We start from the raw sequence: 26,684 nt of genomic DNA, 5'->3' as shown, positions 1-26,684 counted from the left end.
TCGGGGGCGAATAACAATAAGGAAAACATCATGAATCGTGCACACACCCTGCCTGTCCCTGCCGTTCGCTCGGCGTCGTTCCGTGTTGCCCAGTGGCGCATGCTGCTGGCGGCGATGTTCTGTTACCTGTTTTTCTACACCGGGCGCCAGACCTTCGGCTTCGCCATCCCGGGGATACAGGCCGAGTTCGGCCTGACCAAGGAGGTGCTGGGCTGGATCTCGGCCGCCATGCTCTGGGCCTATGCCATTGGCCAGGCGATCAACGGCAACCTGGCCGACAAATTCGGCGGCCGGCGCATCATGACCCTGGGCGCGGTGCTGTCCTGTGGCGCCAACTGGGTCACCAGTTTTGCCAGTGGCTTTGCCGGATTGATCCTGCCGTGGGGCATCAACGGGTACTTCCAGGCACTGGGCTGGGCCCCGGGCAGCCGCTTGATCTCCAATTGGTGGAGCGCCAGCGAGCGCGGCCGGGTCTATGGCTTCTATGTGTTCGCCGCCGGTTGTGCCTCGGTGCTGTCCTATGTGACCTCCATCGTGGTGCTGGAGGTGCTGCACCTGGAATGGCGCTGGATCTTCCGCCTGCCAGTCCTGCTGATGCTGGCCGGGGGCATCCTGTTTTACCTGGTGGCCCGTGAACGCCCACAGGATCTTGGCTTCGAGCCCCTGGCCGATACCGGCGTGGCCAACGCCGAGGACAAGGGCCATGAAGTGGCCCAGGACACCGAAGAAACCTCGGCACAGCGCTACAAAGCCGTGCTGAAAAACGCGCGCCTGATCATCGCCGCCGTGTCCCTGGGCTTCCAGAACGCTGCGCGCTACGGCTTGATCGTGTGGGTACCGGTGCATTTTCTAGGCGCCAACTGGAAAAGCGGCGACAGCATGATCGATCCCAAGTGGATCACCGTCGCCCTGCCAGTCGGCATGGCCGTCGGCGCCCTGAGCAATGGCTGGGTGTCCGACAAGCTGTTCGGCTCCAAGCGCTACCTGGCGATCATGCTCTATATGTTCCTCGGCGCCGCCACCAGCCTGTGGATGTGGAGCCTGCCGCCCCATAGTGCAATCGGCCTGGTGGCGCTGTTTCTGTGCGGGTTCTTTGTCTACGGCCCGGCATCCAGCTTCTGGGCTCTGTGCCCGGACTTGGTAGGCGCCAAGCGCGCAGGCACCGCAACCGGTGTGATGAACTTCTCGTCTTATCTGTTCGCTGGCCTGGCGGAACCGCTGATCGGCAGTATGCTCGACAGTACCGGCAATACGTCGCTGATCTTCATCGTCGTCACCTCGGCCTGCCTGTGCAGCGCGGTGGTGGCCCTGTTTATCCGCCGTTGACGCCCTCTGGAACAGGACCCGTTATGTACCAGTACCACAAGTGGCTGCGTTCGTTTCATGCGGTGGCGAAGACCGGCAGTTTCACCCTCGCCGCCGAGTACTTGAGCGTCGGCCAGCCAACGGTCAGCGAACAGGTGAACGCCCTGGAAAAGCAGTTCTCGGTGGAGTTGTTCCACCGCCGTGGGCGCTTTATCGAGATGAGCGCGGCCGGCCACGCGCTCTACGGAATCACCCAGGGCCTGTTCGGCCAGGAGGATGAGGCCATGCAATTGCTGCACAGCTTCAAGCAGCGCAAGACCGGGATGTTGCGCCTGGGCGCGGTGTCGCCGCCAATCGCCATGAACCTGACGTACGAGTTGATGCAACGCCACCCGGACATCGAGCTGGAAACCTCGTTTTCCCCGGAGAAGGAAACCCTCGACCGCCTGTTCAATTTTGATATCGACGTGGCAATCCTGGCCCTCTCGGAATTTGACCAACGCTTCGACACGCAGCTGTACCGGCGCTACCCGATCATCGCAGTGGTGCGCGACGACCATCCCTGGGCGGCGCAGAAAGAGGTGCACGTCGCACAGATCAGCCAGGAGCGCTGGGTCATGCGCGAACGCAGCTCACGCACCCGGCAGTTGGTGGAAGAAAGCTGCAAGCGCCTGGGTGTGGACCTCAACTGCGTGATGCAACTCAACAGCCGCGAGGCCATCGTGCATGCCATCGCCAAGGGCATCGGCATCGGCTTTGTGTCGGCGGTGGAGTACGCCGAAACGCCGGGCACCACCCCGATCACCTTTGTCGATCACCCGTTTTCCATCGACTACCACCTGTGTTGCCTGGGGATCCGGCGCAACCGCCCGATGATCGCCGAACTGTTTGAGGCCAGCCCCATACCGGCTACCTGAATCGCCTGATTTTTTTGTACGCAACCGGCTTACCCCGTTTATCGGGGGACGGCCCACTCATACCCGAAACTGGAGATTGCTCATGCATTACCAACAACCTGCCAAGCTGCAAGCCGCGGTCCTGGACTGGGCCGGCACCGTCGTCGACTTCGGCTCCTTCGCCCCCACGCAGATTTTTGTCGAAGCCTTTGCCGAGTTCGGCGTCGCGGTTTCCCTGGAGGAAGCGCGCGGCCCCATGGGCATGGGCAAGTGGGATCACATCCGCACCCTGTGCAATCAGCCGCAGATTGCCGAACGTTATCGCGCCGTGTTCCATCGCCTGCCGAGCGACGAGGACGTCACCGCCCTGTATGAGCGGTTCATGCCACTGCAGATCGAGAAAATCGCCCTGCATTCGGCGGTGATTCCCGGCGCACTGCAGGCAATTGAAACCCTGCGGGGCAAAGGCCTGAGGATCGGCTCGTGCTCGGGCTATCCGGCGGTGGTGATGGCCAAGGTGGTTGAGTTGGCGCGGCAAAATGGCTACGTGGCCGATCATGTGGTGGCCACTGACGAAGTGCCCAACGGACGTCCACATCCGGCCCAGGCCCTGGCCAACGTGATCGCCTTGGGCATCAGCGATGTGGCGGCATGCGTCAAGGTCGATGACACTTGGCCAGGGATCCTGGAAGGGCGCAGTGCCGGCATGTGGACGGTGGCGCTGACCTGCTCCGGCAACGCGCTGGGGCGCACTTACGCACAATACAAAGCGCTACCGGCCGAAGAACTGGCCCAGGAGCGTGAGCGTATTTGCCAGATGTTTGAGGGTGCGCGACCACACTACCTGATCGATACCATCGTCGACCTGCCAGCGGTGATCGATGACATCAATGGGCGGCTAGCGCGTGGTGAAACACCCCAGGGCACCTGATCCTGGCAGCCTGCTCGTCTGTGGCGAGCGGGCTTGTCGGAGCGCCGCATCGCCCGCGCTGGGCTGCAAAGCAGCCCCAACCAGCCAAATGCGGTGTATCAGATATTCGTAGCGGCTGGTTTGGGCTATTGCGTCTGGAAAGTCTCAAGATACGCCAGCAGATTCTCGATCTTCTCCTGATCGCTGATCCCCCAGAAAATCATACGGGTGCCGCTCACCACTTTCTTCGGGTTCTCGATATAGGCGGCAAGTGTTTCCCGCGTCCACACCACACCTGAGTTTTTCATCGCGTCGGAATACTGATAGTCCGCCGTGGTACCCGCCAGCCGCCCGATCACCCCATTGAGCTGTGGCCCGAAACCGCCGCGCGCATTCAACCCGACACTGTGGCAACCGCCGCAGGTCTTGGTGAACAACCTGCCACCCGCCTCGGCATCACCCGCTGCCGTCGCCGAAGTGTTAAAGAGCGCGGCAGTGAGCAAAAGAGTCAGTAAGGCAGCGGGTTTCATCAGGGGCTCCAGGTCAGGGCTTCAGCAGTGAAGGCGGCAATTATGCCTGCGGTTTACTTGTCCTCGTCCACGTTATTGAAGCGTGCCCGGTTGATCTGCCAAGGCAGGGCTGGCTGCGAACGGATTTTCTTGTGTTTGCCACGGCTGAAAAAGTGCGTTTGCAGTTCTAGGAAGTGTCGGTCGCGCCCAACTGATTCAAAGGTCACGACGAAAAAGATCAGTGGCGTGCTGGCCTTGGCCCAGAGCTTGGAAGCCTTCTCGATGGCTTCGGGCAAATGGCTTTTGGTGCTGTAGGACACGAAGGTGGAGAACGCCGCCTGTTCATGGTTTTTAAACAGCTTGCTGATTTCATCCACTTTATCGTTGTGGGACTGGACCCACTCCCATTCGACATTGGACAAAATGCTCTTGTCGGGATACTTCAGGACCGCATCGGTACGCCCGCCCTGTTCGAAATAAGCACGTGCGCCCAGCAATTTCGCGCATTCGCGCATTACCAACCCCACATGAATCGTCCAGCCCGCACGGTTGGTGACGGCATCGACCTCCACCGGAAAATCCTGATACCACAGGCAATTGAATAAGGTGATGAAGTCGCGTTCGATCCGTTTCATTTTCTTCCCTGGCTTCGGCTGGACAAATATCAAAGAGCCATCATTCTAAATCAGTCGAAGAACAATCCCGCCCTGCCCCGACATAACATTTAGACACAGCCATTTAATTGCCATCACTCCCGCCCTCTGCTTGCATGCGCACTTTCCCTCAGCACGTCAGTTCAGGAGCGATCGATGAGAACCATGGTGGTCGGTGCAAGCAAAGGTTTGGGCAGGGCATTTATGGAAGGCCTGGCCGGGGTGGGCGATACCTTGATCGGTGTCTCGCGCAGCCGCCCCACTGGCTTGGTCTCCAGCACCGGCGCCGAAGTGTCGTGGGTAGAAGCCGACCTTGGCCAACCAGCACAGGCCGCGCAGCTCATCGAACAAGCAGTGGCGCAGGACGGCCTGGACACGCTGATCTATAACCTGGGCATCTGGGAGGATCGGGCGTTCGATGAGGCCTACAGCTTTCTCAAGGATGAAGACACGCAGTTGGAAGCCATCGTCAGTTGCAACATCACCGCGCCTCTGCTGCTGATCAAGCGCCTGCTGCCCGTACTGTTAAAAAGCCCCAACCCACGCATCATCCTGACCGGCTCGACCTCGGGACTGCCCCAGAGCGGGCGCCCGGAAGTCACGTTTGGCGCGTCGAAATTCGCCCTGCGCGGCATGGCCGATGCCCTGCGCGAAGGCTATCGGCACCAGCGCCTGGGCGTGACCTGCCTGAACCTGGGCTACCTGAATACCGAGGACCCGTTGAGCACATCACGGCTTGAGGCCGAGCAGCGCGGCGACGGGCAGTTGATCCCGGTACATGACGTGGTGCAGGTGGTGCGCATGGCCATGAGCCTGTCATCGGCCAGCTTCGTCAAGGAGCTGACGTTGCCGGCTCTGCTCGATGAGCGCTTCTGACTCAATAGGCCGAATCTTCAGACAGCCAGGTAGATCGCCATCAGGCACAACGGCACCAACACCAGCCCCAACAACATCATGAACACCACACTCATGGCGTTGGTCCGGGGCGTGCCAACGTGGCAGACAACCCCCATGCACAAGCGTCGCAGCCAGTCAGCGCCTCTGGCGAACTGGTAGGCCACGGTGATGGTAAGCAGTGAGAGTGTGCCGGTGACCGCGCAGTAAAACAGGATCGGCTCAGGCATGAAGTAGCTGGAGATAAAACCTTCGGACGTGGCGTAGATAAACGTCACGGGCTGAAACAGCGAAATCGAATACAGCACATCGCGCAATGGACTGAACGCGATCGTCGGCCGCACTTCGTCGGCGGGCAACATGGCGTACAGCTCGCTCATATCCGACCAGCGAAACCAGTAAACCGCCGCGCTGAACAGCAGGTACGCCAAGGCAATCGTCGCCGAAAAGCACCACAAAAACCGCCACGAACCAAAGCCGCGGCGCATCCCCACATTGATGCTCCATTTCGTCAATTGAATGGTCACGCAATCGATCGCGATCGCGACGAGCAGGCCCTTGCTATAAAAGTCCTTGATCGCCTGCAGCACATTGGGCGGCGGCGGCACATTGAACACGTGCTCAGGGTTTTTAAACAGGTAGAGATCCAGCAGCCACACGACAAAAAACACCAGTGACACCAGCAAGGTGTACAGCGGGATGCTGATCAACTGGCGCCTGGCCAGTAACGTGCGCCCGAACACCCGCTGGAAGCAACTGGCCCACAACTGCGCTATCCCGATAAAGCGATCACGGCCAAGGCTCATGCCGCTCAAGCTCTTGAGTATTTCCAGGCGACTTTTCTTGGTGCTGAACGCCACTGCCACCAATACCCCGGTGCAACCGAACAAAACGGTGGCAACGACGATCAACGCGCCGATCATTTCTTTCACACTGGCATTCCTTGCGGTGAATTTTCCGGCCCACATCCTGGCTTAACCCACCCAAGACTCGCAAGCTATAGCGGTTGTGCAGGCGCCGTAGATACCACCAAATGACCACCCATCGAATAAAAAACATCCAATCGAACCTAACCCCTGACAGGCCACTCCACCTTATTCAACCCAGATGGTGGAGTAAGGATCATGGCTCAGCCATCGATATTGGTATTGGAAGACGACGAGATTATTCGCTCGCTGATGGTGGACGTGCTGGAGGAATTCGGCGCCGTGGTGACCTCTTTCCCTTCGGCCGATGAGGGGATGATTTTTCTGGAGAGGACCAGTGATCCGGTAGACCTGATTGTCAGCGATATCCAGATGCCCGGCCTGCTCAACGGCTATGACCTGAGCAAGGTCGTGGCCCATCGCTGGCCATCCTTGCCAGTGGTGCTGACCTCAGGCAATACGGTGATGGCCGCACAATTGGGCAGCACGGTGAAGTTTTTGCCCAAGCCCTGGAGCACGGAGCGGCTGCTCGACTGTGTGCAAGCCGCGTTGGTGCAAGGTACCTCCCTGCACTAATAGCATCGCAATATCGCGGCAATCGAACTTCGCGACAGCGTGTGAGGTCTGTTTTTGAGTATCCGGTTATTTTTCTGACGAAAACGTCAGGTTTTTCGTTATGACCTCTCAGATACAGACGGTCGGGCGTATAGAATTGTGCGTTCACCCTTCACTCACGCGTCAGCCATGGCCCGCCCTGGCCGACCCCTCCGAGCTTCCTGCATGCATCCACCGGCCCATGACGTCGCGGCGCCCTCCCTGCTTGAAGCCTTGCGCTCGGGCACAGCCCAACTCCATGTGGCCCTGGAAAAACGCTTGCCGTTCTTTTCACCGAGGCTTGATGCCGACTGGTATGGCCGCCTGCTTGCGGCCTACTACGGTTTCTACCATCCGATGGAATCGCGACTGTACGACAGCGCGATGATTCCCGTGGGATTCGACCAGACGCTGCGAGTGAAAACACCAACCCTGCACAGTGACCTGATTGCCTTGGGCCTGGCTAACCCAGCGATTGTCGCCCTGCCCCTCTGCCCGAGCCTCCCTCCTCTCGGCACGCCGGCCGCCTGCCTGGGCGTGTTGTATGTGCTCGAAGGTGCGACCCTTGGCGGTCAGGTGCTGCGCCGAGAGATGGCCCGCAGCCTGGGGCTGGACGCCAGCAATGGCGGCGCCTTTCTCAATGTTTATGGCGCCGAGACCGGTCGGCGCTGGAAAGACTTTCTCGACTACCTGGGCCACGTCCCGCTGGACGACCTTGGCCGTCAGCAGGCGGTGGACGCGGCCTGTGCGACATTTCGCTGTTTTGAGCAATGGCTCGACAGCCAGGAGGTACTGCTATGAAACCCGATGACTTTGAACAACTGCTGGCCAACTGTGCTGACGAGCCAATCCGTTTTCCCGGTGCGATCCAGCCTCACGGCGTGCTGCTGACCCTGAGCGAACCAGACCTGCGGATCGTGCAAGTCAGCGCCAACGTGGCCAGCCTGTTCAATCACCAGCCCGAGGCCTTGCTCGGCCAACCACTGGACACGCTGCTGGGCACGCAACCTACCGACGTTGTGCGCCAGATGGCCGGCCAACCCAGCTTTATCGATGCCCCGCCACTGTACGTCACCCTTAACGGTGGCCAGTTCGAAGGCCTGTTGCATCGCCACCAAGGCGTGCTGGTGCTGGAATTCGAGCCACACTCCGAGCACTTCCAGCCCAAGTCCCGGAATGGTCGCACCAGCAACCTGTGCAAGATGCTGCAACGGTTGCAGTCGGCGAAAACCCTGCAAGCCTTGTACGAAATCAGCGTGAGCGAAATCCAGGCCATGACCGGCTATGACCGGGTACTGATTTATCGCTTCGAAGAGGAAGGCCACGGCCAGGTCATCGCCGAAGCATCCGCGCCCTCCATGGAATTGTTCAACGGCCTGTTCTTCCCCGCGTCCGACATCCCGCAACAAGCCCGCGAGCTGTATCGCACCAACTGGTTGCGGATCATCCCCAATGCCGACTACGAGCCGGTGCCGCTGCTGCCCAAGCTGCGCCCGGACACCGGACAGCCGCTAGATCTGAGCTTCGCCACCCTGCGTAGTGTGTCGCCGATCCACTGCCAATACATGAAGAACATGGGCGTGCTGTCGTCCATGAGCATCTCGCTGATGAAGGGCGACAAACTGTGGGGCCTGATCAGCTGCGGTAACCGCGAGCCGCTGCACGTGCCCAACGATCTGCGCACCACCTGCCAGACCATCGGCCAGGTGCTGTCGTTGCAGATCAGCGCCATGGAAGCCCTGGATATCAGCCGCCAGCGTGAAGAAAAGGTCGACGCCCTGGGCGAACTTAACCAGGCAATGAGCAACTCATCGGACGCGGTGTTCGACGGCCTGGCCCAATGTCCACAGGTGCTGATGGACCTGGTGCAGGCCGGCGGCGTGGCAATCATTGAAGGCCAGCAACTGCACCGCTACGGCAACTGCCCCGAGCCGGAGCAGATCCGCGCCTTGCACAAGTGGTTGAAGGACACCGGGCAACCGGTGTTTGCCAGCCACCATCTGTCAGCGGTCTACCCGCCCGCGGCGGATTATCAGGCGGTAGCCAGTGGCGTCATGGCCATGAGTTTGCCCAAACCGGTGGACAACGGCGTGCTGTGGTTCCGCCCGGAAGTCAAAGAGAACATCCAGTGGAGCGGCGACCCGAAGAAACCGCTGGCCCTGGAAAAATCCGACACTGGCCTGCGCCTTCGCCCACGCACCTCGTTTGAAATCTGGAAGGTGGAAATGGCCGGCATCTCCACCAAGTGGAGCCCCGGCGACCGCTTTGCCGCCAACGATCTGCGCCGCTCGGCCCTGGAAAACGACCTGGCCCGCCAGGTCCTGCGCGAACAACAGGCCGTGCGCGCCCGGGATGAGCTGGTAGCCGTGGTATCCCATGACCTGCGCAACCCGATGACCGTGATCTCGATGCTCTGCGGCATGATGCAAAAGGCTTTCAGTTCCGATGGCACCCACACCTCGCGGCGGATTTCCTCGGCCATCGACACCATGCAACAAGCCGCCGGGCGCATGAATGTGTTGCTGGAAGATTTGCTCGATACCTCAAAAATCGAAGCGGGCCGCTACACCGTCAGGCCGGTGCCGCTGGACGTCAGCCAGATCTTCGAAGAGGCCTACTCACTGCTGGCGCCCCTGGCCCTGGAAAAGGGCGTGGACCTGTCGTTCAACGCCGAACCCGGCCTGCAGATCAACGCCGACCCCGAGCGCCTGTTCCAGGTGCTGTCGAACCTGATCGGCAACGCCATCAAATTCACACCTCGCCAGGGCATTATCGGTATTTCGGCGATGAGCAATGACGAGGAAATTGTGTTTTCAGTGCGTGACTCCGGTGAGGGCATTGCCCCTGACCAGTTGCCCCATGTGTTTGATCGCTATTGGACCCTGACCGAAAACAATCCCACGGGTAGCGGCCTGGGTTTGTACATCACCCAGGGTATCGTCAAGGCCCACGGCGGCCGGATCGAGGCCCAAAGCGAGCTGGGACGTGGCAGTGAGTTCCGCTTTACCGTGCCAAAAGCGCCGAAAGAATCACACCTATGATCGGGCATGCTGTGGCAAGCCCGCTTGCCACAGCGTCGCCATCTTCGCATTCATATTTGGAAGCGAGTTGTTTATAGCTCGACTATCAGCCTGCTAGGTAGCGTTGGCGTCGCCATGGCAGCGCCAGACATTCTTACCGAGACGATACCGATGATCGCCACTATCACTTCCCCCCTCGTACACCTGCATCAGTACCCTGCACACTCGGACGAACCCGCCCTCACGCGCAACAAACGTTCCTACGACCAGCCCTTCGCCGCGGGCCCGGCCAATGACTTCAACCGCCTTTCGGCCAACGACCGCCGCAAGAACACCGGCACGCTGGACAGCCTGGGCCGTGGGAACCTGCTGTAGATGATCCAGGCCGGGGCCCCGCACCTGCCGCGTTGACAAAACACCGACATCCCCTGCGCTAACCTGCGCTGTCATCCTTCGCACAGAGCCATTTTTTCATGCTGCAACCCGACACATTGCCCGCCGTCCTCGCCGGCCCCCTGTTGCGTCGTCTGGAACCTGGGCGCCTGGTGTTGTGGCTGGTGGGCAGTCGAGCACTGGCACTGACCCTGCGATTGCAGTTCACCCAGCACGCGCGCCAACAGTCGCTGGATATCGACCTCGACGCCAGCCGCTGCCAGGTGATCCCCGTAGGTCGCGCAGCGTTTATCCACCTGATCGATGTAACGCTGGACACGCCGCTGCCCCAGGACGTGCCCATCAGCTATGACCTGCTGAGCGATGATCAAAGCGGCATCGCCGAGTGGGCGCCGCACCTGCTGTACGCCAATGCCCAGACCCCGGATTTCATCCTGCACAGCCGTATCCGCCAGTTGCTGCACGGCTCTTGCCGCAAACCCCACCATTACGCCGATGAAGGCCTGCTCTGCGCAGACCGCCTGTTGGCCGAAGATCGCAGCCTGGCCCAGCGCCCGGCCCTGTTGATGATGAGCGGCGACCAGGTGTATGCCGACGATGTCGCCGGGCCGATGCTGCGCGCCATTCATGGCCTGATTGCTCGCCTGGGCCTGTTCGATGAACACCTCGATGGCGCAGTGGTGGACGACAGCACCCGACTCTACGACCACCCCGCCAGCTACTACCATCGCGCCGACCTGTTACCGGCGCTGGAGAGCAACGAGACCCTGCGCGAACGCTTCTTTGGCGGCGTGAAGAAACCGATCTTCACCAGCAGCACCGCCGACAACCACCTGGTGACTTTCGCCGAAGTCATGGCGATGTACCTGCTGGCCTGGTCGCCAACCCCCTGGAGCCTGATCGCCCCGCAACCTCCCACGCGGTTATCCCTGGAAGAACGGGCACGCTACGCCCGTGAACAGGTGCCTGTGGATAAGTTTCGCGATGGCCTGGCCGGCGTGGCCCGGGTGTTCGCCCATGTTCCATGCCTGATGATCTTCGATGATCACGACATTACCGATGACTGGAACCTCAGCGCCCAGTGGGAGCAGACCGCCTACGGCAACCCCTTCTCCAAGCGCATCATCGGCAACGCCCTGCTTGCCTACATGCTTTGCCAGGGCTGGGGCAACAACCCCGATGCCTTCGCCCTAATCGTGGAAAAAACCCTGGCCCTGACCGCCACCGCCCAGGACCACGACAATCATCTGCATGCCCCCAGCCAGGACCAATTGCTGGAAGAACTCCTGAAATTCCAGCAGTGGCACTACGTGCTACCCACCACTCCGGCGCTGGTGGTCATCGACACCCGCACGCGGCGCTGGCGCAGTGAGTTCACCCTCAAGCAACCGTCCGGCCTGCTGGACTGGGAAGCCTTGAGCGAATTGCAACAGGAACTGCTGGACCACCCGTCGGCCATCATCGTTTCGCCCGCGCCGATCTTCGGCGTCAAGCTGATAGAAACCGTGCAGAAAATCTTCAGTTGGTGCGGCTACCCGCTATTGGTAGATGCCGAAAACTGGATGGCCCACCGTGGCGCCGCACAAGTGATCCTGAATATCTTCCGCCACTCGCGTACCCCGGGGAACTACGTGATTCTGTCCGGGGATGTGCACTACTCGTTCGTCTACAAGGTGCTGATCCGCCATCGCAATGTCGGGCCGCATATCTGGCAGATCACCAGCAGCGGCATCAAGAACCAGTTCCCGCCGCGCCTGCTGGAATGGTTCGACCGCCTCAACCGCTGGCTGTACTCGCCGCGCTCGCCCCTGAACTGGCTGACCCGTCGCCGTCGCATGCAGGTGGTGCCGTATATCCCGGAGCATGCCGAAGCCGGCGAGCGCCTGTGGAACAGTGCCGGCATCGGCCAGGTATTTTTCAACGAGCAAGGCCAGCCTGAATCGATCTACCAGCACAATGCCAACGGGGCGCCGCCCACGCGCATGGTAGAGCCGCAATAGCCTGCAGGCCGCGAACAATGGCACTTAGCCATAGTTTTGCGGCCTCTTCTACGCAGGCAAGCCTCGTTGTACAGTACGCCAAGCCACGGAGTATCGGCGTTAACACCTGACTGGCCATAGTGAGCCAGCACCCTCGCAGGGAGCGCGCAGATGGGCGATATATCCGAAAAGGATCCGTTGAAAGGTGAGCTTTTCGACGTCAATGCCGACCTGGTCCATGCCATCATGGAACTGGTCAGCGATGGAATATGGGACTGGAATGCCAACACCGGGTTTGTCTATCGCAACCCCGGCTGGTACGAAATGCTGGGCTACAATCCCCACTCCCTGGAAAACACCGTCTTCACCTGGGAAAGCGTGATCCATCCCGACGATTACCCCCATGTGATGAAAGTCTTCGATGACTACATCAATAGCCGCGCCACCCACTATCAAGTCGAGTACCGCTGTCGAAAAAAAGACGGCACATGGCTATGGATCGAAGACCGTGGCTACGTGATCGCCCGCAATCCCGATGGTTCGGTGTGGCGTATGGTCGGCGCACACCGCAGCATTCACGAACGCAAACGCTCCCTGGAACAACTTGAGCGGCGCAACCAATCCCTGGAAGCCCTGGTGGCCGAACGCACCCGTGAGCTGTCGCGGGTCAACCAGCAACTGCAGCTACAACTGGACGAAAACCGCTCCCTGGCCGAGCGCGATACGTTGACCCGTATCGCCAGCCGCTATCGCCTGGAAAAAGCCTTGCTGGAAGAATGCGAACGCGCCCAGCGGTTTCGCCTGCCGTTGGCGGTGATTGCCATGGATGTCGATGACTTCAAACCGATCAACGACCAGCACGGGCATGCCGTGGGCGATGCCACCCTGCTGCAGGTAGTCGAACGCCTGGAGCATTGCGTGCGCCAGGGCGATCTACTGGCACGCTGGGGTGGTGATGAGTTTATGGTGATCATGCCCAAGAGCACCGTGGAAACTGCCATGGCACTGGCCGAGCGTATCCGCCAGGCAGTCCTCGACATCCCCCCTGTGGGTGATTTCAAGGTGACCTTGAGCCTGGGGGTGGTACAACGCCTCGACCACGAATCGCCCAGCAACCTGATGGCTCGGGCGGACCAGGCGTTGTACCGGTCCAAGGCAGCAGGCAAGGACCGGGTTTCACAATAGGGACTGTGCCTATACCTGTGGCAAGCGGGCTTGTTGTGGCGAGCGGGCTTGCCCCGCGCTGGGCTGCGCAGCAGCCCCAACAAACCCACCCCAGCTACCCCAGACACACCGAGCAAGCAGGTTTTAGGGCGGCTTCGCCACCCAACGGGGGACAAGCCCCCTCTCCACATTTACCGCGCCAGCCTGCCGACTGCGGCCCGAGCGCCCGTTGTGGCAAGCGGGCTTGTTGTGGCGAGCGGGCTTGCCCCGCGCTGGGCTGCGCAGCAGCCCCAACAAACCCACCCCAGTTACCCCAGACACACCGAGCAAGCAGGTTTTAGGGCGGCTTCGCCACCCAACGGGGGACAAGCCCCCTCTCCACATTTACCGCACCAGCCCCCCGACTGCGGCCAGAGCACCCGTTGTGGCAACCGGGCTTGCTGTGGCGAGCGGGCTTGCCCGCGCTGGGCTGCGCAGCAGCCCCAACAAACCCACCCCAGCTACCCCAGACACACCAAGCAAACTGGCTTTGGGGCGGCTTCGCCACCCAACGGGGGACAAGCCCCCTCTCCACATTTACCGCACCAGCCTGCCGACTGCGGCCAGAACGCCCGTTGTGGCAAGCGGGCTTGTTGTGGCGAGCGGGCTTGCCCGCGCTGGGCTGCGCAGCAGCCCCAACAAACCCACCCCAGCTACCCCAGACACACCGAGCAAACAGGTTTTAGGGCGGCTTCGCCACCCAACGGGGGACAAGCCCCCTCTCCACATTTACCGCGCCAGCCCCCCAACTGCGGCCAGAACGCCCGTTGTGGCAAGCGGGCTTGTTGTGGCGAGCGGGCTTGCCCGCGCTGGGCTGCGCAGCAGCCCCAACAAACCCACCCCAGCTACCCCAGACACACCGAGCAAACAGGTTTTGGGGCGGCTTCGCCACCCAACGGGGGACAAGCCCCCTCTCCACATTTACCGCGCCAGCCCCCCGACTGCGGCCAGAGCGCCCGTTGTGGCAAGCGGGCTTGTTGTGGCGAGCGGGCTTGCCCCGCGCTGGGCTGCGCAGCAGCCCCAACAAACCCACCCCAGCTACCCCAGACACACCGAGCAAACAGGTTTTAGGGCGGCTTCGCCACCCAACGGGGGACAAGCCCCCTCTCCACATTTACCGCTCCAGCCCCCCGACTGCAGCCAGAGCGCCCGTTGTGGCAAGCGGGCTTGTTGTGGCGAGCGGGCTTGCCCCGCGCTGGGCTGCGCAGCAGCCCCCATTCCCCACAGGGCACAGTTTTTTTGCCAATACCCCCGCGCTAGTAACGCGCATCCACCGGCTTGCCACCGTTCGGCCAGTCCTTGACCTTGTCCGGGAAGTCCGGGCGTGGTTTTTGCGAGAAGTAGGCGGCAACGTCCACCGCTTCCTGGTCCGACAAGCCGCCCTGGCCCAACGGGAATTTTTCGTGGAAGCCGATCGGCATGTTGCGTTTGACGAACGCGGCCGCGGTGTAAGTGCGGGCCATGCCGGCACCGATGTTGAACGACTGATCGCCCCACAACGGTGGGTACACCAAAGTGCCGTCCGCTCGGGCCAGGCCTTCGCCGTCATTGCCGTGGCATACCGCGCATTGCTTGGCGTAGACCTGTTCGCCATTGGCAAGGTCGGGCTTGATGGCCGGGTCGATCTTGCCGACACCCCGGCCAGGCACCTTGTCCTCGGGCTTGGTGTTGTTTTTCATCCAGTCGAAGTAGGCCACCATCGCCTGCATGTCCGCCGATTGTGGCGGCACCGGTTTGCCATTCATCGAGCGGCGGAAGCAACCGTTGATGCGTTCTTCCAGGCTCACCACCTTGCCAGCACGCGGGGCGTAGCTGGGGAAGAAGGCCGACACGCCGACAAACGGCGAACCATCCGCCACGGTGCCGGCATTGAGATGGCAACTGGTGCAGTTCAGCGAGTTGCCGACATTGTCTGGCAGCAGTTCCTTGGTTTGCAGGTGCAAGCGCATGCCGCGTATCACTTGGTCGGCATTCGAAGCTGCCAGCAGATTGGCCAGGCGCGGGGTTTCGAACGCCGATGAGTCGGTGCTGACCGGGTTGAGCTGGTCACGCATTTTCTTCACCTGGGCGGTACTGATCGGCGTGCCTTCGTTACCCCAGCGCGTGCGCACAAAGGTGAGAATTTCCGCTACTTCGTTGTTCCCCAGGCGCGCAAAGCCCGGCATGGTGTAGACCCGTGGATGGGCTGCGGTCTCGGCGGTTTCCCAACCGGTAAGGGTAATGTGCAGCAACGAGGTCGGGTTGCTGGCAACCACGCCGGCGTTGCCGGCCAATGCCGGGAACAGCCCTTTCACACCGGCGCCGTCGCTGCGGTGGCAATCGCTGCAGAACTGCATGTAACCCAGGCCGCCACGGCTGGTGAACAAATCCTTGGGCAGTTCGGCAGGGCCTTTGGCGACCGCTGGCATCGGCAGGTCGTCCTTGCCCGGAGGCAGGGATTTCAAATACGTCGCGACGGCCGTCAGGTCGGCGTCCGTGAAATGCTGGGTACTGTGACGGATCACGTCCACCATGTTGCCCGACACTGTGGCAAAGCGGTTCTGCCCGGTCTTGAGCAGTTGCACGGTGTCTTCCACCGTCCACAGGTTGCGCAGACTCAAGGCGCGCCAATGCTCGACGGTTTCCCCGCCCAGGTAGTGCTCGCCGCCGCTGCCGGTGTCGCTCATGGCTTTTTCCTGGAAGGCGATACCCCGCGGGGTATGGCACGAGCCGCAGTGGCCGAGGCCCTGGACCAGATAGGCGCCGCGGTTGAGCACTGCATCCCGGGCCGGGTCGGGCTGGAACGGTTGTTTGTCGAGGAACATGAAGTTCCACAACGCCAGGCCCCAGCGCTGGTTGAACGGGAACCCCATGTCTGCTTCGAGGTTGGCCTGGCTCACCGGCTTGACCTCATGCATCAGGTAGGCGAACAAGGCGCGCATGTCCTCTTCGCTCATCTTCGCGTAGGACGGATACGGCATGGCTGGGTACAGGTTCATACCAGCAGGTGTCACACCTTCACGCATCACGCGGTCGAACTGTTCAAAGCTGTAGTGACCGATGCCGGTCTCGCGGTCCGGGGTGATGTTGCTGGAATAGATGGTGCCCATGGGCGTGCTCAGTTCCAGGCCGCCGGCCATCTGTGGACCTTGCTTGGCGGTGTGGCAGGCGATGCAGTCACCGAGTTGGGCCACGTATTTGCCTTGGGCGATCAGCTCGGTATCGGGTTTGGCAGGTTCGTTGGCGTGCAGGGGAAGCGCAAGACACAGCGTCGCCCCCATCAAGGCCAAACGTGACAGAGAAAGGGCCATCGCATTATTCCTTTAATAACCTGGCCTGGGGGTTGGCCCCTGGGTACAGGTTTATCTTCGTTTTTATGAGGTCATCAGGCGGACAACCGGGGCTTTGTAAGCCCCGGTTTGTTGTAGCGGATTTTCGAGGGTGGCCCGTTGATATGGATCAGGGCCGGGGGAGGTTCAGGCGTTTTGCAGGTATTGCGCAGCGTCGAGTTCGATCATCACCGGTTGGCGGCTGGTGGCCAGGGTTTGCAACAACGTGTGCAAGGCCTGTGGCGTGTCCGCCGTGTGGTGCTCGACATGGCAGCTGCGGGCCATCGCGGCAAAGTCCGGGGTCATGATATCCACGCCCAGCGGGGTGATTTCCCGGGCTTGCATATAGTCGCGGATCTCGCCGTAGCACTGGTTGTTCCACACCACCAGGATCACGCCGATACCCGCCTCCCGGGCTGCGATCAGTTCGTTGCTGGCAAACTGCAGGCCGCCATCGCCCACCAGCGCCACCACCGGTCGCTCGGGCTTGGCCAGCTTGGCACCGATAGCCGCCGGCAACCCGTAGCCGAGAGTGCCGTAGCCAGTGCCAGCATTGAACCAGCTGTTGGCCGCCGGCGCCTGGTAACCCACCGCGCCCTGATACACCGGCTGGGTCGAATCGCCGACGATCAATGGGTCGACCAGGCTGTCGCGCAGCAGGTCCAGCAAGCCTTGCAGCCCCTGTTGCTTGGCATTCCATGTCTCGCGCTCCAGACGGTTGACCCGCTGCACGCTGTCCTGTGCCCAACGCCCGCTCGGGGCAGGTGGGCGGACCTCATCCAGCAGCGCCTGCAACCCTTCGCGGGCATCGCCCACCAGCCCGACATGGGCCCGTTGCACGCCCATGACTTGCATCGGGTCGATATCCAGACGGATCAGTGGTGCCTTGAATTTCAGTGGGCCAAGGCCGAAGAAGTCGTAGTCGGTTTCCCCAAGCTCCGTGCCCACGGCGAGGATCACATCGGCTTCGTCAAACAGCGAGCGGCCATGTTTGGATGACTGCACGCCGTCCAGCAATAAGGGGTGGTTCATGGGCAGCAAGCCACGGGCATTAGTGGTCAGGGCCACCGGCGCTTGCAGGCGCTCGGCCAGTTGCTGCAACACCTCGGCGCAATCACGGGCACCGCCGCCGGCGAGAATCAGCGGCCGGCGCGCGTCGTTGAGCAAATTCAACGCCGCACGCAACGAGGCCGGCGCCGGGGCCGGTGCGCCTGGCAGGCTGCGGGGCATCAGGTTGAGGTCGATGGCCGGCATGTCCAGCACATCCAGAGGGATTTCCAGGTGCACAGGGCGCGGGCGCGCACATTTGAACACGGCGAAAGCGCGGGCCAGCAGCTCGGGCAATTGCTCGGGCGATTGCAACGTGTGGCTGAACGCACACACCCCCGCGACCATCGAGCGCTGATCCGGCAACTCGTGCAGATGCCCGTGGCCCAGGCGCAGATGTTCGCGGCGGTTGGTGGTGGAAATCACCAGCATCGGCACCGAGTCGGCATAAGCCTGGCCCATGGCGGTCAGAATATTGGTCATGCCCGGGCCGGTAATGATGAAACAGACGCCCGGCTTGCCGCTGGCGCGGGCGTAGCCGTCGGCCATAAAACCGGCACCCTGTTCATGGCGCGGGCTGACATGGCGCAGGCGGCTGCCGTGCAGGCCGCGATAGAGCTCGACGGTATGCACGCCGGGGATACCGAACACGGTATCTACCCCATAACCTTCCAGCAGGCGAACCAGGGACTGGGCGCAGGTGGTCATTGCTCACTTCCTTCTTATTGTTCTTTGTCGATTGGCCAGACCTTAGGGTGCGACCCGAGGGCGGACAAGCAAAAAATTTACCGGCCATTGGCAAAAAAAATTCACGGATTGCCTGGCGTCAAAGCCCGCCGCCCAACTGCGACTTCACCCACTCGCCAAACGCCTGCACCACCGGTCGTTCGACTTTCTGGTGATCGGCCACCAGGTAATAGCCACGGTTGGACTCGATCTCGGTCTCGAACGGTCGCACCAGCAAGCCCCTGGCCAGGGCTTCACCGCTGATCAGGTTGTCGCCCATGGCGATACCCTGGCTGGCGATGCACGCCGACTGCACAAAGTGCGCATCGGCAAACACGATGCCGCGCTGCACATCGACATTCGGCGCCCCGGCGGCGGCCAGCCAGACGCGCCAGTCGGAGTAGTCGATCATATGCAGCAAAGGTGCGCCGGCCAGGTGCTCCGGGTTCTTCAGGCCGCCCATGGTGTTGACCAGGCGCGGGCTGCACACCGGGAAGTAGCGCAGCGAAACGATCTTCTGCACATGCTGGTTGGGCCAGTCGCCCATGCCATAGGCGATAAACAGGTCGGCGCCGTGGTCGCTGGTGTCGTCTGGGGTACGCGGTGAAATCAGGTGCAGTTCGACCTGTGGATAAAGGGCCTGGAAGTCGGCGATATGCGTGCACAGCCAATAGGTGGCAAAGCCCGCCGGGCTGCTGATACACAGGCGCCCGCTGACCTGCTGGCCATCAAAGCGCTGGCCAGCCTCGAGGATATTGGCCAGCAGCCCATGGATATCCCGGGCATAGCGCTCGCCTTGCCAGGTGATGCGGATATTGCGCCCGGTGCGCTCGGTCAGGGCAAAGCCCAGGGTTTGTTCCAGGCTTTTGATCTGGTGGCTGATGGCGCTGGGGGTGAGGTTCAGCTCAGTAGCGGCCTCGGACACACTGCCCAGCCGGGCCACCGCGTCCAGCGCCCGCAAGGCGGTCATGGAGGGGTAACGCATGGATGTTCACCTGCTCAAAGATACCCGCACCATAGCCGTAATCGGCCGTCAGACATAGCCACCGGCAAAGCGGACAGTTGAATTAAATTTCAAGATCGACGGAAAAATGCTCGATTGACCTCAAATGGCCAGTGGCTATTCTCGACCTTCAGCACGGCACGCCCAAACTTGCCGGCGTTGGTCGTCAACGATGACATGGGCAGGCTGGATAAACGTGGTGTTCTTGCGTTTTTCGCTGGCAAGCCAGCTCCCACAGGGGGCGGTGTCCAGGTTGATCAATTTACAAAAATAAAGAGGGAAAACCCTTGAACCCAGTCACCCCAGTGGTCGCCATTGATGCTCTGCACAAGAGCTACGCTGCGCACCATGTTCTCAAAGGCATTTCCCTGCGCGCCAACGAAGGCGATGTGGTGTCGCTGATCGGTTCCAGCGGTTCGGGCAAAAGCACCCTGCTGCGTTGCATCAACCTGCTGGAAATCCCTTGCAGCGGCAGCCTGCGCATCAACGGCGAAGAAGTGCGCCTGAAAAAGGACCGCGCCGGCAACCCGCTGATCGCCGACCCGGATCAAGTCGCTCGCCTGCGCACGCAACTGGGCATGGTGTTCCAGAGCTTCAACCTGTGGCCCCACCGCACCGTGCTGGAAAATGTCATCGAAGCCCCGGTGTATGTGCTGGGTGAAGACCGCAAGGACGCCATCGCCCACGCCGAGCACCTGCTGGAAAAAGTCGGCCTGGCCAGCAAGCGCGATGCGTTCCCCGCCTTCCTTTCCGGTGGCCAGCAACAACGCGTGGCCATCGCCCGCGCCCTGGCCATGCGCCCGCGCGTATTGCTGATGGATGAACCTACCTCGGCCCTCGACCCGGAGTTGGTCGGCGAAGTGCTGAAGGTGATCCAGGGCATCGCCGAAGAAGGCCGCACCATGATCCTCGTCACCCACGAAATGGCGTTTGCCCGCGACGTATCGAGCAAAGTCATGTTTTTGCACCAAGGGTTGGTTGAAGAAGAAGGCACGCCACAGCAAGTCTTCCAGAACCCCACCAGCGAGCGTTGCCGCCAGTTCGTCATGGCCCAGGACAATCGCGTTTGAACTGCCGCTTCCATCCTTCAAAACAATAACTTCGAAAGGGTCAAGCCATGCACAACTCTCTGAAATCCCTCGCCGCCGGCTGCGTGCTCGCCGTGCTTTCCCACAGTGCCGTTGCCGCCGACAAAATTGTCTTTGGCATCGCCCTGGAACCGTACCCACCGTTCTCCGAAAAAGCCGGCAATGGCGCCTGGAGCGGTTTCGAACCGGACCTGATCAAGGCCCTGTGCGAACGCCTGCAAGCCCAATGCCCGCTCAAGGAAGTGTCCTGGGACGGCCTGATTCCGGCGCTGCAATCGAGCCAGATCGACGTGATCCTCAACTCCCTGAGCATCACCGAGGAACGCGAAAAGGTCATCGCCTTCACCGCCCCTTACTACCAGACCCCGGCCATGTGGGTCGCCGACAAGAGCCTGGAGCTGGTCACCACCCCCGAAGGCCTCAAGGGCAAGCTGATCGGCGTGCAGGGCTCGACGTCCAACGCCACGTATCTCAAGGCTTACTACGCCAAGGGTTCGACCCTGCGCTACTACAACACCCAGGACGACATGACCGCCGACCTGCAAAGCGGACGGATCGACGTCATGCTGGCCGACGCCCTGACCATCGAGCCGATGCTCAAGTCTGATGCCGGCAGCGGCCTGGCCGACAAGGGCCTGGCGCCCAAGGATCCATTGTTCGGCTCCGGCATCGGCGCCGCCGTGCGCAAGGGTGATGACAACCTGCGCGAGCAGCTCAACACCGCGCTGGCGGCGCTGAAGGCTGACGGCACCTACGACAAAATTCGCAGCCGCTATTTCAGCGTCGATATTTCCGCGCAATAACGTCCAACGGAACGCGCCATGATTTCTTTGTCCGAACTCTCCCAGCTGTTCGTCGCCGACGGCTGGCTCAACGCCCTGCTCCAGGGGGCGGTGGTGACCTTGCAGATTTCCGCCGGGGCCTTTGTGCTGGGCCTGGGCATCGGCCTGCTGGTGGCCATGATCAAGCTCAAGGGCCCACGCTGGATGGTGCGCCTGGCCAACCTGTACACCACGCTGTACCGCGCGGTGCCGGAGTTGCTGCTGATTTTGCTGCTGTATTACGCCGGCACCGACCTGCTGAACATGGCGATGGCCGCGATGGGCCGCGACAGCGTGACGGTCAACGGCTTTATCGCCGCCGTGCTGGTGCTGGGCATTGTCCAGGGCGCCTATTCGGCGGAGATCATTCGTGGCGCGATCCAGGCCATTCCCGTCGGCCAATTGGAAGCAGCGCGGGCCTTTGGCATCGAACGCTGGTTGCTGGTACGCCGGGTGCTGCTGCCCAGCATGCTGCCGTTTGCCATGGCCGGCCTGTCGAACCTGTGGCTGGTGCTGGTCAAGGACAGCGCGCTGATCAGCATCGTCGGCTACAGCGAGCTGCTCTCGGTGGGCAAGCAGGCGGCCGGTTCCACCAAACATTACCTGGTGTTCTACCTGGCGGTGGCAGCGGTGTATTTCATCATCACCCTGATTTCCAACGGCGCCTTCCGGGTGTTCGAGCGACGGATCAACCGCTGGATGCCGCAGCACTAAGGAGCGCAGTGGATGGATTTTTCATGGATCAACAGTTTTGGCAACGAGCTGCTGCATGGCCTGGGCATCACCCTGAAATTGCTGGCGTTGTCCGGGGTGTTCGGGTTCTTGCTGGCGGTGCTGGTGGCGTTGGGGCGCTTGTCGTCCAACCCGCTGATCAGTGCGCCGCTGCGCGCCTACACCGCGGTATTCCGGGGCACGCCGCTGCTGGTGCAGATCTACATCCTGTACTACGGCGTAGGCAGCGTGTTTGCCAGCTACCCGCTGATTCGCGGCAGCTTCCTCTGGCCGTACTTGCGTGAAGGTTTCTGGTACGTGGCCCTGGCGCTGATCCTGTGTGTCGGCGCGTATGTCGGCGAAGTGTTGCGCGGCGCCCTGCGTGCGGTGCCACGGGGCGAGTTGGAAGCGGCGCGGGCCTTTGGCATGAAGCGCCTGATGGTGCTGCGCCGGGTCTGGCTGCCGCGGGCGCTGGAGCTGGTGAAGCCGACATTGGTGGGCGAGACCGTGCTGCTGCTCAAGGCCACCGCGCTGGCTTCCACCGTGGCCGTCACCGACTTGCTCGGCGCCGCCAACCTGGTGCGTGCGCAGACGCTGCGGGTGTACGAACCCCTGCTGGCCGTGGCGGTGATCTACATTGTCCTGGCGTTCGTGATCGAACACGTCTTCTCGCGCTGGGGCAAAGTCCCGCAGCGCCAGGCTTGAATCAACTTTAGGAGAACAAGGATGCGTTATTCACCGTTTGTCGAGCGCATTAGTGGCGAGTCCGTCAGCGCCTGGGATATTCACTACGCGGCCGTCGAAGCCCGTGGCCGTGGCGAAGATGTGATTGTGTTGAGCGTGGGCGACCCGGACTTCGCCACCGCCAGCGCCATTTGCGAAACCGCCGTCGATGCCCTGCGCGCCGGCGACACTCACTACACCCACGTCCTCGGCCGGCCGGCCCTGCGCGAGGCGATTGCCGCCAAGCAAAGCCGCCTGCAAGGGATTGCCGTACACGCTGATAACGTGGCCCTGGTGGCCGGTGCGCAAAACGGCCTGTTCGCCACCTCGCTGTGCCTGTTCAGCCAGGGCGATGAAGTGCTGGTGCCAGAACCGATGTACCTGACTTATGAAGCGTGCATCCATGCTTCCGGTGCGCGCATCGCAACCATCGAACAACCGGCGGCCAACGGTTTCCGCCTGACCCGCGCCGCCCTGGAAAAAGCCATTAGCGCCAAGACCCGGGGCATTGCCCTGGCCACGCCCTGCAACCCCACCGGCAACGTCTACAGCCGGGAAGAGCTGGAACTGGTGGCCGAAGTCGCCCGTGAGCATGACCTGTGGGTGATTTCCGATGAAGTCTACGGCCAGATCACTTACGACCAGCCGCACCTGAGCATCGCCTCGCTGCCGGGCATGGCTGAGCGCACCGTGGTGCTCAACAGCCTGTCGAAAACCCACGCCATGACCGGCTGGCGCGTGGGTTGGGTGGTGGCGCCGACTGCGTTGGTGGGCCACCTGGATAACCTGCTGCTGTGCATGCTCTATGGCTTGCCGGGGTTTATCCAGGAAGCGGCGATCAAGGCCCTGGAACTGGATGACGAAGTGGTCAGCGATGCGCGCACGGTGTATCGCCGCCGGCGTGACCTGGTGGTAGCGGGCCTCGGCGGCATTGCCGACCTCGATTGCCGCGTGCCCCAGGCCGGGATGTTCATGCTGGTGGACGTGCGCCGCACGGGGCTGTCGAGCATGGACTTCGCCTGGCAGCTGTTCCGCGCCACCGGCGTTTCGGTGCTCGATGCCCAGGCGTTTGGCGCCAGTGCCGAGGGCTTTGTGCGCATCTCCTTTACCGTCGCCGACGACACCCTCAAGGACGCCTGCCAGCGCATTGCCGGGTTCGTCGAGGGCCTGAGAGCCAACCGCTGATTATGTGAACACTGGGATTGATGTGGGAGCTGGCTTGCCTGCTCCCACATTTGATCTTTGCTCGTCTTGAATATTGAGGTTTGCCCCGTGACCGCTTCCGACCAATTCACTTCCACCCACTCCGTTGTCGGCGAGCACGCTGACCTGGTGCTGCACCATGGCCGTTTCTACACCCTCGACCCGAGCCAGCCGTGGGCCGACGCGGTGGCGATTCGCGGGGGACGTTTTATCGCGGTGGGCACGCTCGCCGAGCTGCAACACCTGATCGGCCCGCAGACCCGCCAGCACGATCTGCTGGGCGCATTCTGCATGCCCGGCCTGCACGACATGCACACTCACCCCGACCTCGCCCTGGCCCCGCGTTACAGCGATGACCTGGACGTGGGCATCGAAGACCCCACCCCCGAACAACTGGCGGCGGCGATCCACGCCTATGCCGACGCCCACCCCGGTGATGGCTGGATCTACGGCCAATACTGGGTGCGCTACACCTTCCGCGAAGCCGGGCTGACCCCAGGTCGCGAATGGCTCGACAGCATCATGCCGGACCGCCCGGTGGCGCTGCTGGACCGCATGTGGGGCACCATGATGGTCAACTCCTGCGCCTTGAAACTGGCCGGCATCGACCGCCACACCGCCGACCCGCGCAACGGCTATATGGAGCGCGACGAACTCAGCGGCGAGCCCAATGGCCTGATGATCGACGGTGCCTACGCGCTGATCCACGCGGCCATGCCGCCCACACCGGTGGCGGTGCTGCGCCGGGCCTACCGCGACGGCGTGCACTTCCAGAGCTCACGCGGTGTTACCGCGACCAAGTACGTGCACGTCTGCGAGCGGCGCCTGGACGCCCTCAAGGAACTGGACGACGCCGGTGAGTTGAGCGTGCGCGTGGAAGCGGCGATCAGTTGGCAGGACGATATTTTCCCGGTGCGCCGGCGCTGGGAACTGCTCGGTGGCGAGCGTCACTACTACCGCAGCGCGCGGCTCAATGCCAACGCGGTGAAGTTCCACTTCGACGGCACCGTGGAGCCCAAGTCTTCGTACCTGATGACACCCTGGGCCGCCGACTCCACCTGGCGCGGCAAGCTCAACCTGACCCCGGAACACATCACCGACATGGTGGTGGACATGGACCGTCGCGGCCTGCGGGTGATCGCCCACTGCACCGGCGACGGCGCCTCCGATGTATTCCTCGATGCGGTGGCCGAGGCGCGGCGGGTCAATGGCGACAGCGGCATCCGTCACCAGTGCGCCCACAGCACGCTGCTGCATCCGGGCAACCTCAAGCGCTTCAAGGCGCTGAACGTGATCGCCGAGTTCTCCCCGGCGGCCTGGTACCCGACGCCGTTTGCCAGTGGCGCCCGCTCCGGTTATGGCGCCGAACGCCTCAAGCGCATCTACGACTTCAAAGGTGTGCTGGCCGAAGGTGGCCTGGCGGTGATGGGTACTGACTGGCCGGTGGCCTCGATTGACCCGTGGCTGGCCCTGGAAACCATGGTCACGCGGCAGAACCCGTGGAACCAGGAACCGGACTGCTTCGGCGAGCCGATCACCCTGGAACAGGCGCTGCAAGTGGCGACCCTCAACGGCGCCCACGCCATGGGCCTGGAGCATTCCACCGGCAGCCTGGAAGTGGGCAAGTGCGCCGACCTGATCGTGATCGACCGCGACCTGTTCGCCCAGCCGGCGCGCAACTACATCCACCAGACCCAGGTGCTGCTGACCTTTGTCGATGGCCGTCCGGTCTACGACCGTCTCAACGCGTTTGAAGGCACAGCCTTGCAAGCTGTGTGGCAGGGCCTGCCGCCGGTGATCGAATGAATAACGACAGCATTGCCGTCACGGTGGTCTCGGGCTTTCTCGGCGCCGGCAAGACCACCCTGCTCAACCGCATCGCACAGCAGCCGCAACATGGCCGGATGGCGGTGATCGTGAATGACTTTGGCGAGCTGAATATCGATGCGGCGATCATAGCCGAAGTCACCGATGCGGTGTTCAGCCTGCAGAACGGCTGCATCTGCTGCACCGTGCAAGAGGACCTGCTGGCGCAACTGGTGAGCCTGAGCCAACTGCGCCCGCGCCTGGATCGCATCGTGATCGAGTGCAGTGGCGTGTCCGACCCGCAGCGCATTGTGCAGACCCTGGGTTATCCACAGCTCAAGGCGCACTTGCATCTGGATACGGTGATCACCCTGGTGGATGCCAGCGGTTATGCCGCCCTGGAAGGTGAGTTCGCCCGTTTGTCCCGCGCTCAGGTGGCCTGTGCCGACCTGGTGCTGCTGAACAAGGCCGATCTGGTCAGCGCCGCCGAACTGCAAAGCCTGCGCGCAACTATCGGTGCGCGCACGCGGGTGATCAGCACCGTGCAGGCGCAGATCCCCGACGCCCTGCTACTGGGCGAACGCAGCCCGCGCAACGGCTTTACTCCCGTGCCGGCGCCGCACCATGAACTGTTTGAAAGCTGGACCTGGCAAGGCACCCAGGCCCTGCCGGCCAAGGCCCTGCGCGACTGGCTGGGGCAACTGCCCAAGGACGTGTTCCGCCTTAAAGGCCTGGTGCATTTGCAGGGCAACGACCAGCCCTTCTGGCTGCAACATGTGGGCAACCGCAGCCAGTTCACCCTGGCCAGCGGCGAGCATGCGCAAAATTCGGCACAACTGGTGTTTATCGCGCGGCGCGGCAGTGACCTGCGGGAGCGGTTGGAGGCGCAATTGCAGGAGATACAGGGCCTGTAGACGCGGATGACGATGAAGGCAGAGTGCCGCCTTGACCTTGCTACCCTGGCCC

At 62.1% G+C, this 26,684-nt stretch carries 23 protein-coding genes; 17 read left to right on the top strand and 6 right to left on the bottom strand.

Annotated elements, in window-relative coordinates; translation table 11 throughout:
- Positions 1-30: 30 nt before the first annotated feature.
- The 3 genes from GDV60_RS05800 (at position 31) to phnX (ending at position 3,132) form a co-directional block, all read left to right on the top strand.
- Positions 31-1,326, top strand: a complete 1,296-nt coding sequence (locus GDV60_RS05800) for an MFS transporter (protein ID WP_029300259.1) — start codon at positions 31-33, stop codon at positions 1,324-1,326.
- A 23-nt stretch (positions 1,327-1,349) separates the two neighbouring features.
- The gene (locus tag GDV60_RS05795; protein WP_092233755.1) at positions 1,350-2,222 is read left to right on the top strand and encodes a LysR substrate-binding domain-containing protein; all 873 of its coding nucleotides are present in this window, start codon (positions 1,350-1,352) and stop codon (positions 2,220-2,222) included.
- An 82-nt stretch (positions 2,223-2,304) separates the two neighbouring features.
- Complete coding sequence (phnX, locus tag GDV60_RS05790; RefSeq protein WP_159906577.1) at positions 2,305-3,132, top strand: phosphonoacetaldehyde hydrolase; 828 nt, start codon at positions 2,305-2,307, stop codon at positions 3,130-3,132.
- 125 nt (positions 3,133-3,257) lie between these two features.
- On the opposite strand, the gene GDV60_RS05785 is transcribed toward phnX, so the two are convergent.
- Both GDV60_RS05785 and GDV60_RS05780 read right to left on the bottom strand, forming a co-directional pair.
- The gene (locus GDV60_RS05785; RefSeq protein ID WP_070996882.1) at positions 3,258-3,641 is read right to left on the bottom strand and encodes a cytochrome c family protein; all 384 of its coding nucleotides are present in this window, start codon (positions 3,639-3,641) and stop codon (positions 3,258-3,260) included.
- 53 nt (positions 3,642-3,694) lie between these two features.
- Positions 3,695-4,255: a hypothetical protein gene (locus GDV60_RS05780; protein ID WP_029300252.1), complete on the bottom strand. Its 561-nt coding sequence runs from the start codon at positions 4,253-4,255 to the stop codon at positions 3,695-3,697.
- Between the two features lie 174 nt (positions 4,256-4,429).
- Here GDV60_RS05780 and GDV60_RS05775 point away from each other — a divergent pair, with 174 nt between their 5' ends.
- Positions 4,430-5,149 carry an SDR family oxidoreductase gene (locus GDV60_RS05775; RefSeq protein WP_159906575.1) on the top strand — a complete coding sequence of 240 codons (720 nt, stop codon included), beginning with the start codon at positions 4,430-4,432 and terminating at the stop codon, positions 5,147-5,149.
- A 17-nt stretch (positions 5,150-5,166) separates the two neighbouring features.
- On the opposite strand, the gene GDV60_RS05770 is transcribed toward GDV60_RS05775, so the two are convergent.
- Complete coding sequence (locus GDV60_RS05770; RefSeq protein ID WP_159906573.1) at positions 5,167-6,099, bottom strand: hypothetical protein; 933 nt, start codon at positions 6,097-6,099, stop codon at positions 5,167-5,169.
- A gap of 192 nt (positions 6,100-6,291) precedes the next feature.
- On the opposite strand from GDV60_RS05770, the gene GDV60_RS05765 reads away from it, so the two are divergent.
- From GDV60_RS05765 to GDV60_RS05740, 6 genes are all read left to right on the top strand, one after another.
- Entirely contained in the window at positions 6,292-6,669 is a 378-nt protein-coding gene (locus tag GDV60_RS05765) for a response regulator (protein ID WP_029300246.1), read from the top strand.
- 204 nt (positions 6,670-6,873) lie between these two features.
- Positions 6,874-7,488 (top strand): biliverdin-producing heme oxygenase, encoded by a 615-nt coding sequence (locus GDV60_RS05760; protein WP_133715535.1) that lies wholly within the window; start codon positions 6,874-6,876, stop codon positions 7,486-7,488.
- The gene (locus GDV60_RS05755; protein WP_159906571.1) at positions 7,485-9,728 is read left to right on the top strand and encodes an ATP-binding protein; all 2,244 of its coding nucleotides are present in this window, start codon (positions 7,485-7,487) and stop codon (positions 9,726-9,728) included. Before GDV60_RS05760 ends, GDV60_RS05755 begins: the two co-directional genes overlap by 4 nt.
- 114 nt (positions 9,729-9,842) lie before the next feature.
- Entirely contained in the window at positions 9,843-10,082 is a 240-nt protein-coding gene (locus tag GDV60_RS05750; RefSeq protein WP_139273554.1) for a hypothetical protein, read from the top strand.
- A 98-nt stretch (positions 10,083-10,180) separates the two neighbouring features.
- Complete coding sequence (locus GDV60_RS05745) at positions 10,181-12,100, top strand: alkaline phosphatase D family protein (protein WP_159906569.1); 1,920 nt, start codon at positions 10,181-10,183, stop codon at positions 12,098-12,100.
- Positions 12,101-12,250: 150 nt separating this feature from the next.
- Complete coding sequence (locus GDV60_RS05740; protein ID WP_092233737.1) at positions 12,251-13,264, top strand: diguanylate cyclase domain-containing protein; 1,014 nt, start codon at positions 12,251-12,253, stop codon at positions 13,262-13,264.
- A 1,274-nt stretch (positions 13,265-14,538) separates the two neighbouring features.
- On the opposite strand, the gene GDV60_RS05735 is transcribed toward GDV60_RS05740, so the two are convergent.
- The 3 genes from GDV60_RS05735 to GDV60_RS05725 form a co-directional block, all read right to left on the bottom strand.
- Positions 14,539-16,572: a c-type cytochrome gene (locus GDV60_RS05735; RefSeq protein WP_159906567.1), complete on the bottom strand. Its 2,034-nt coding sequence runs from the start codon at positions 16,570-16,572 to the stop codon at positions 14,539-14,541.
- A gap of 165 nt (positions 16,573-16,737) precedes the next feature.
- Positions 16,738-18,345 carry a 5-guanidino-2-oxopentanoate decarboxylase gene (locus GDV60_RS05730; protein ID WP_159906565.1) on the bottom strand — a complete coding sequence of 536 codons (1,608 nt, stop codon included), beginning with the start codon at positions 18,343-18,345 and terminating at the stop codon, positions 16,738-16,740.
- A gap of 118 nt (positions 18,346-18,463) precedes the next feature.
- A complete protein-coding gene (locus GDV60_RS05725) occupies positions 18,464-19,348 on the bottom strand; it encodes a LysR substrate-binding domain-containing protein (RefSeq protein ID WP_029300234.1) in 885 nt (294 codons plus the stop codon).
- Between the two features lie 305 nt (positions 19,349-19,653).
- Here GDV60_RS05725 and GDV60_RS05720 point away from each other — a divergent pair, with 305 nt between their 5' ends.
- From GDV60_RS05720 to GDV60_RS05690, 7 genes are all read left to right on the top strand, one after another.
- Complete coding sequence (locus GDV60_RS05720) at positions 19,654-20,436, top strand: ABC transporter ATP-binding protein (RefSeq protein ID WP_029300232.1); 783 nt, start codon at positions 19,654-19,656, stop codon at positions 20,434-20,436.
- Between the two features lie 47 nt (positions 20,437-20,483).
- Positions 20,484-21,257: a transporter substrate-binding domain-containing protein gene (locus GDV60_RS05715; RefSeq protein WP_159906563.1), complete on the top strand. Its 774-nt coding sequence runs from the start codon at positions 20,484-20,486 to the stop codon at positions 21,255-21,257.
- 18 nt (positions 21,258-21,275) lie between these two features.
- Complete coding sequence (locus GDV60_RS05710; RefSeq protein ID WP_029300229.1) at positions 21,276-21,989, top strand: ABC transporter permease; 714 nt, start codon at positions 21,276-21,278, stop codon at positions 21,987-21,989.
- Positions 21,990-22,001: 12 nt separating this feature from the next.
- Entirely contained in the window at positions 22,002-22,691 is a 690-nt protein-coding gene (locus GDV60_RS05705; RefSeq protein WP_029300227.1) for an ABC transporter permease, read from the top strand.
- Positions 22,692-22,712: 21 nt separating this feature from the next.
- Positions 22,713-23,894 (top strand): pyridoxal phosphate-dependent aminotransferase, encoded by a 1,182-nt coding sequence (locus GDV60_RS05700; RefSeq protein ID WP_029300225.1) that lies wholly within the window; start codon positions 22,713-22,715, stop codon positions 23,892-23,894.
- A gap of 87 nt (positions 23,895-23,981) precedes the next feature.
- Positions 23,982-25,718: an amidohydrolase gene (locus GDV60_RS05695; protein WP_070996865.1), complete on the top strand. Its 1,737-nt coding sequence runs from the start codon at positions 23,982-23,984 to the stop codon at positions 25,716-25,718.
- Positions 25,715-26,632, top strand: a complete 918-nt coding sequence (locus GDV60_RS05690; RefSeq protein WP_154907783.1) for a GTP-binding protein — start codon at positions 25,715-25,717, stop codon at positions 26,630-26,632. The genes GDV60_RS05695 and GDV60_RS05690 overlap by 4 nt, the downstream gene beginning before the upstream one ends.
- Positions 26,633-26,684 lie beyond the last annotated feature (52 nt).

Origin of the sequence: Pseudomonas sp. DTU12.1, assembly GCF_009873475.1 — a bacterium.
Taxonomy (GTDB): domain Bacteria; phylum Pseudomonadota; class Gammaproteobacteria; order Pseudomonadales; family Pseudomonadaceae; genus Aquipseudomonas; species Aquipseudomonas proteolytica.
This window is presented reverse-complemented; position numbering and strand designations above follow the sequence as displayed.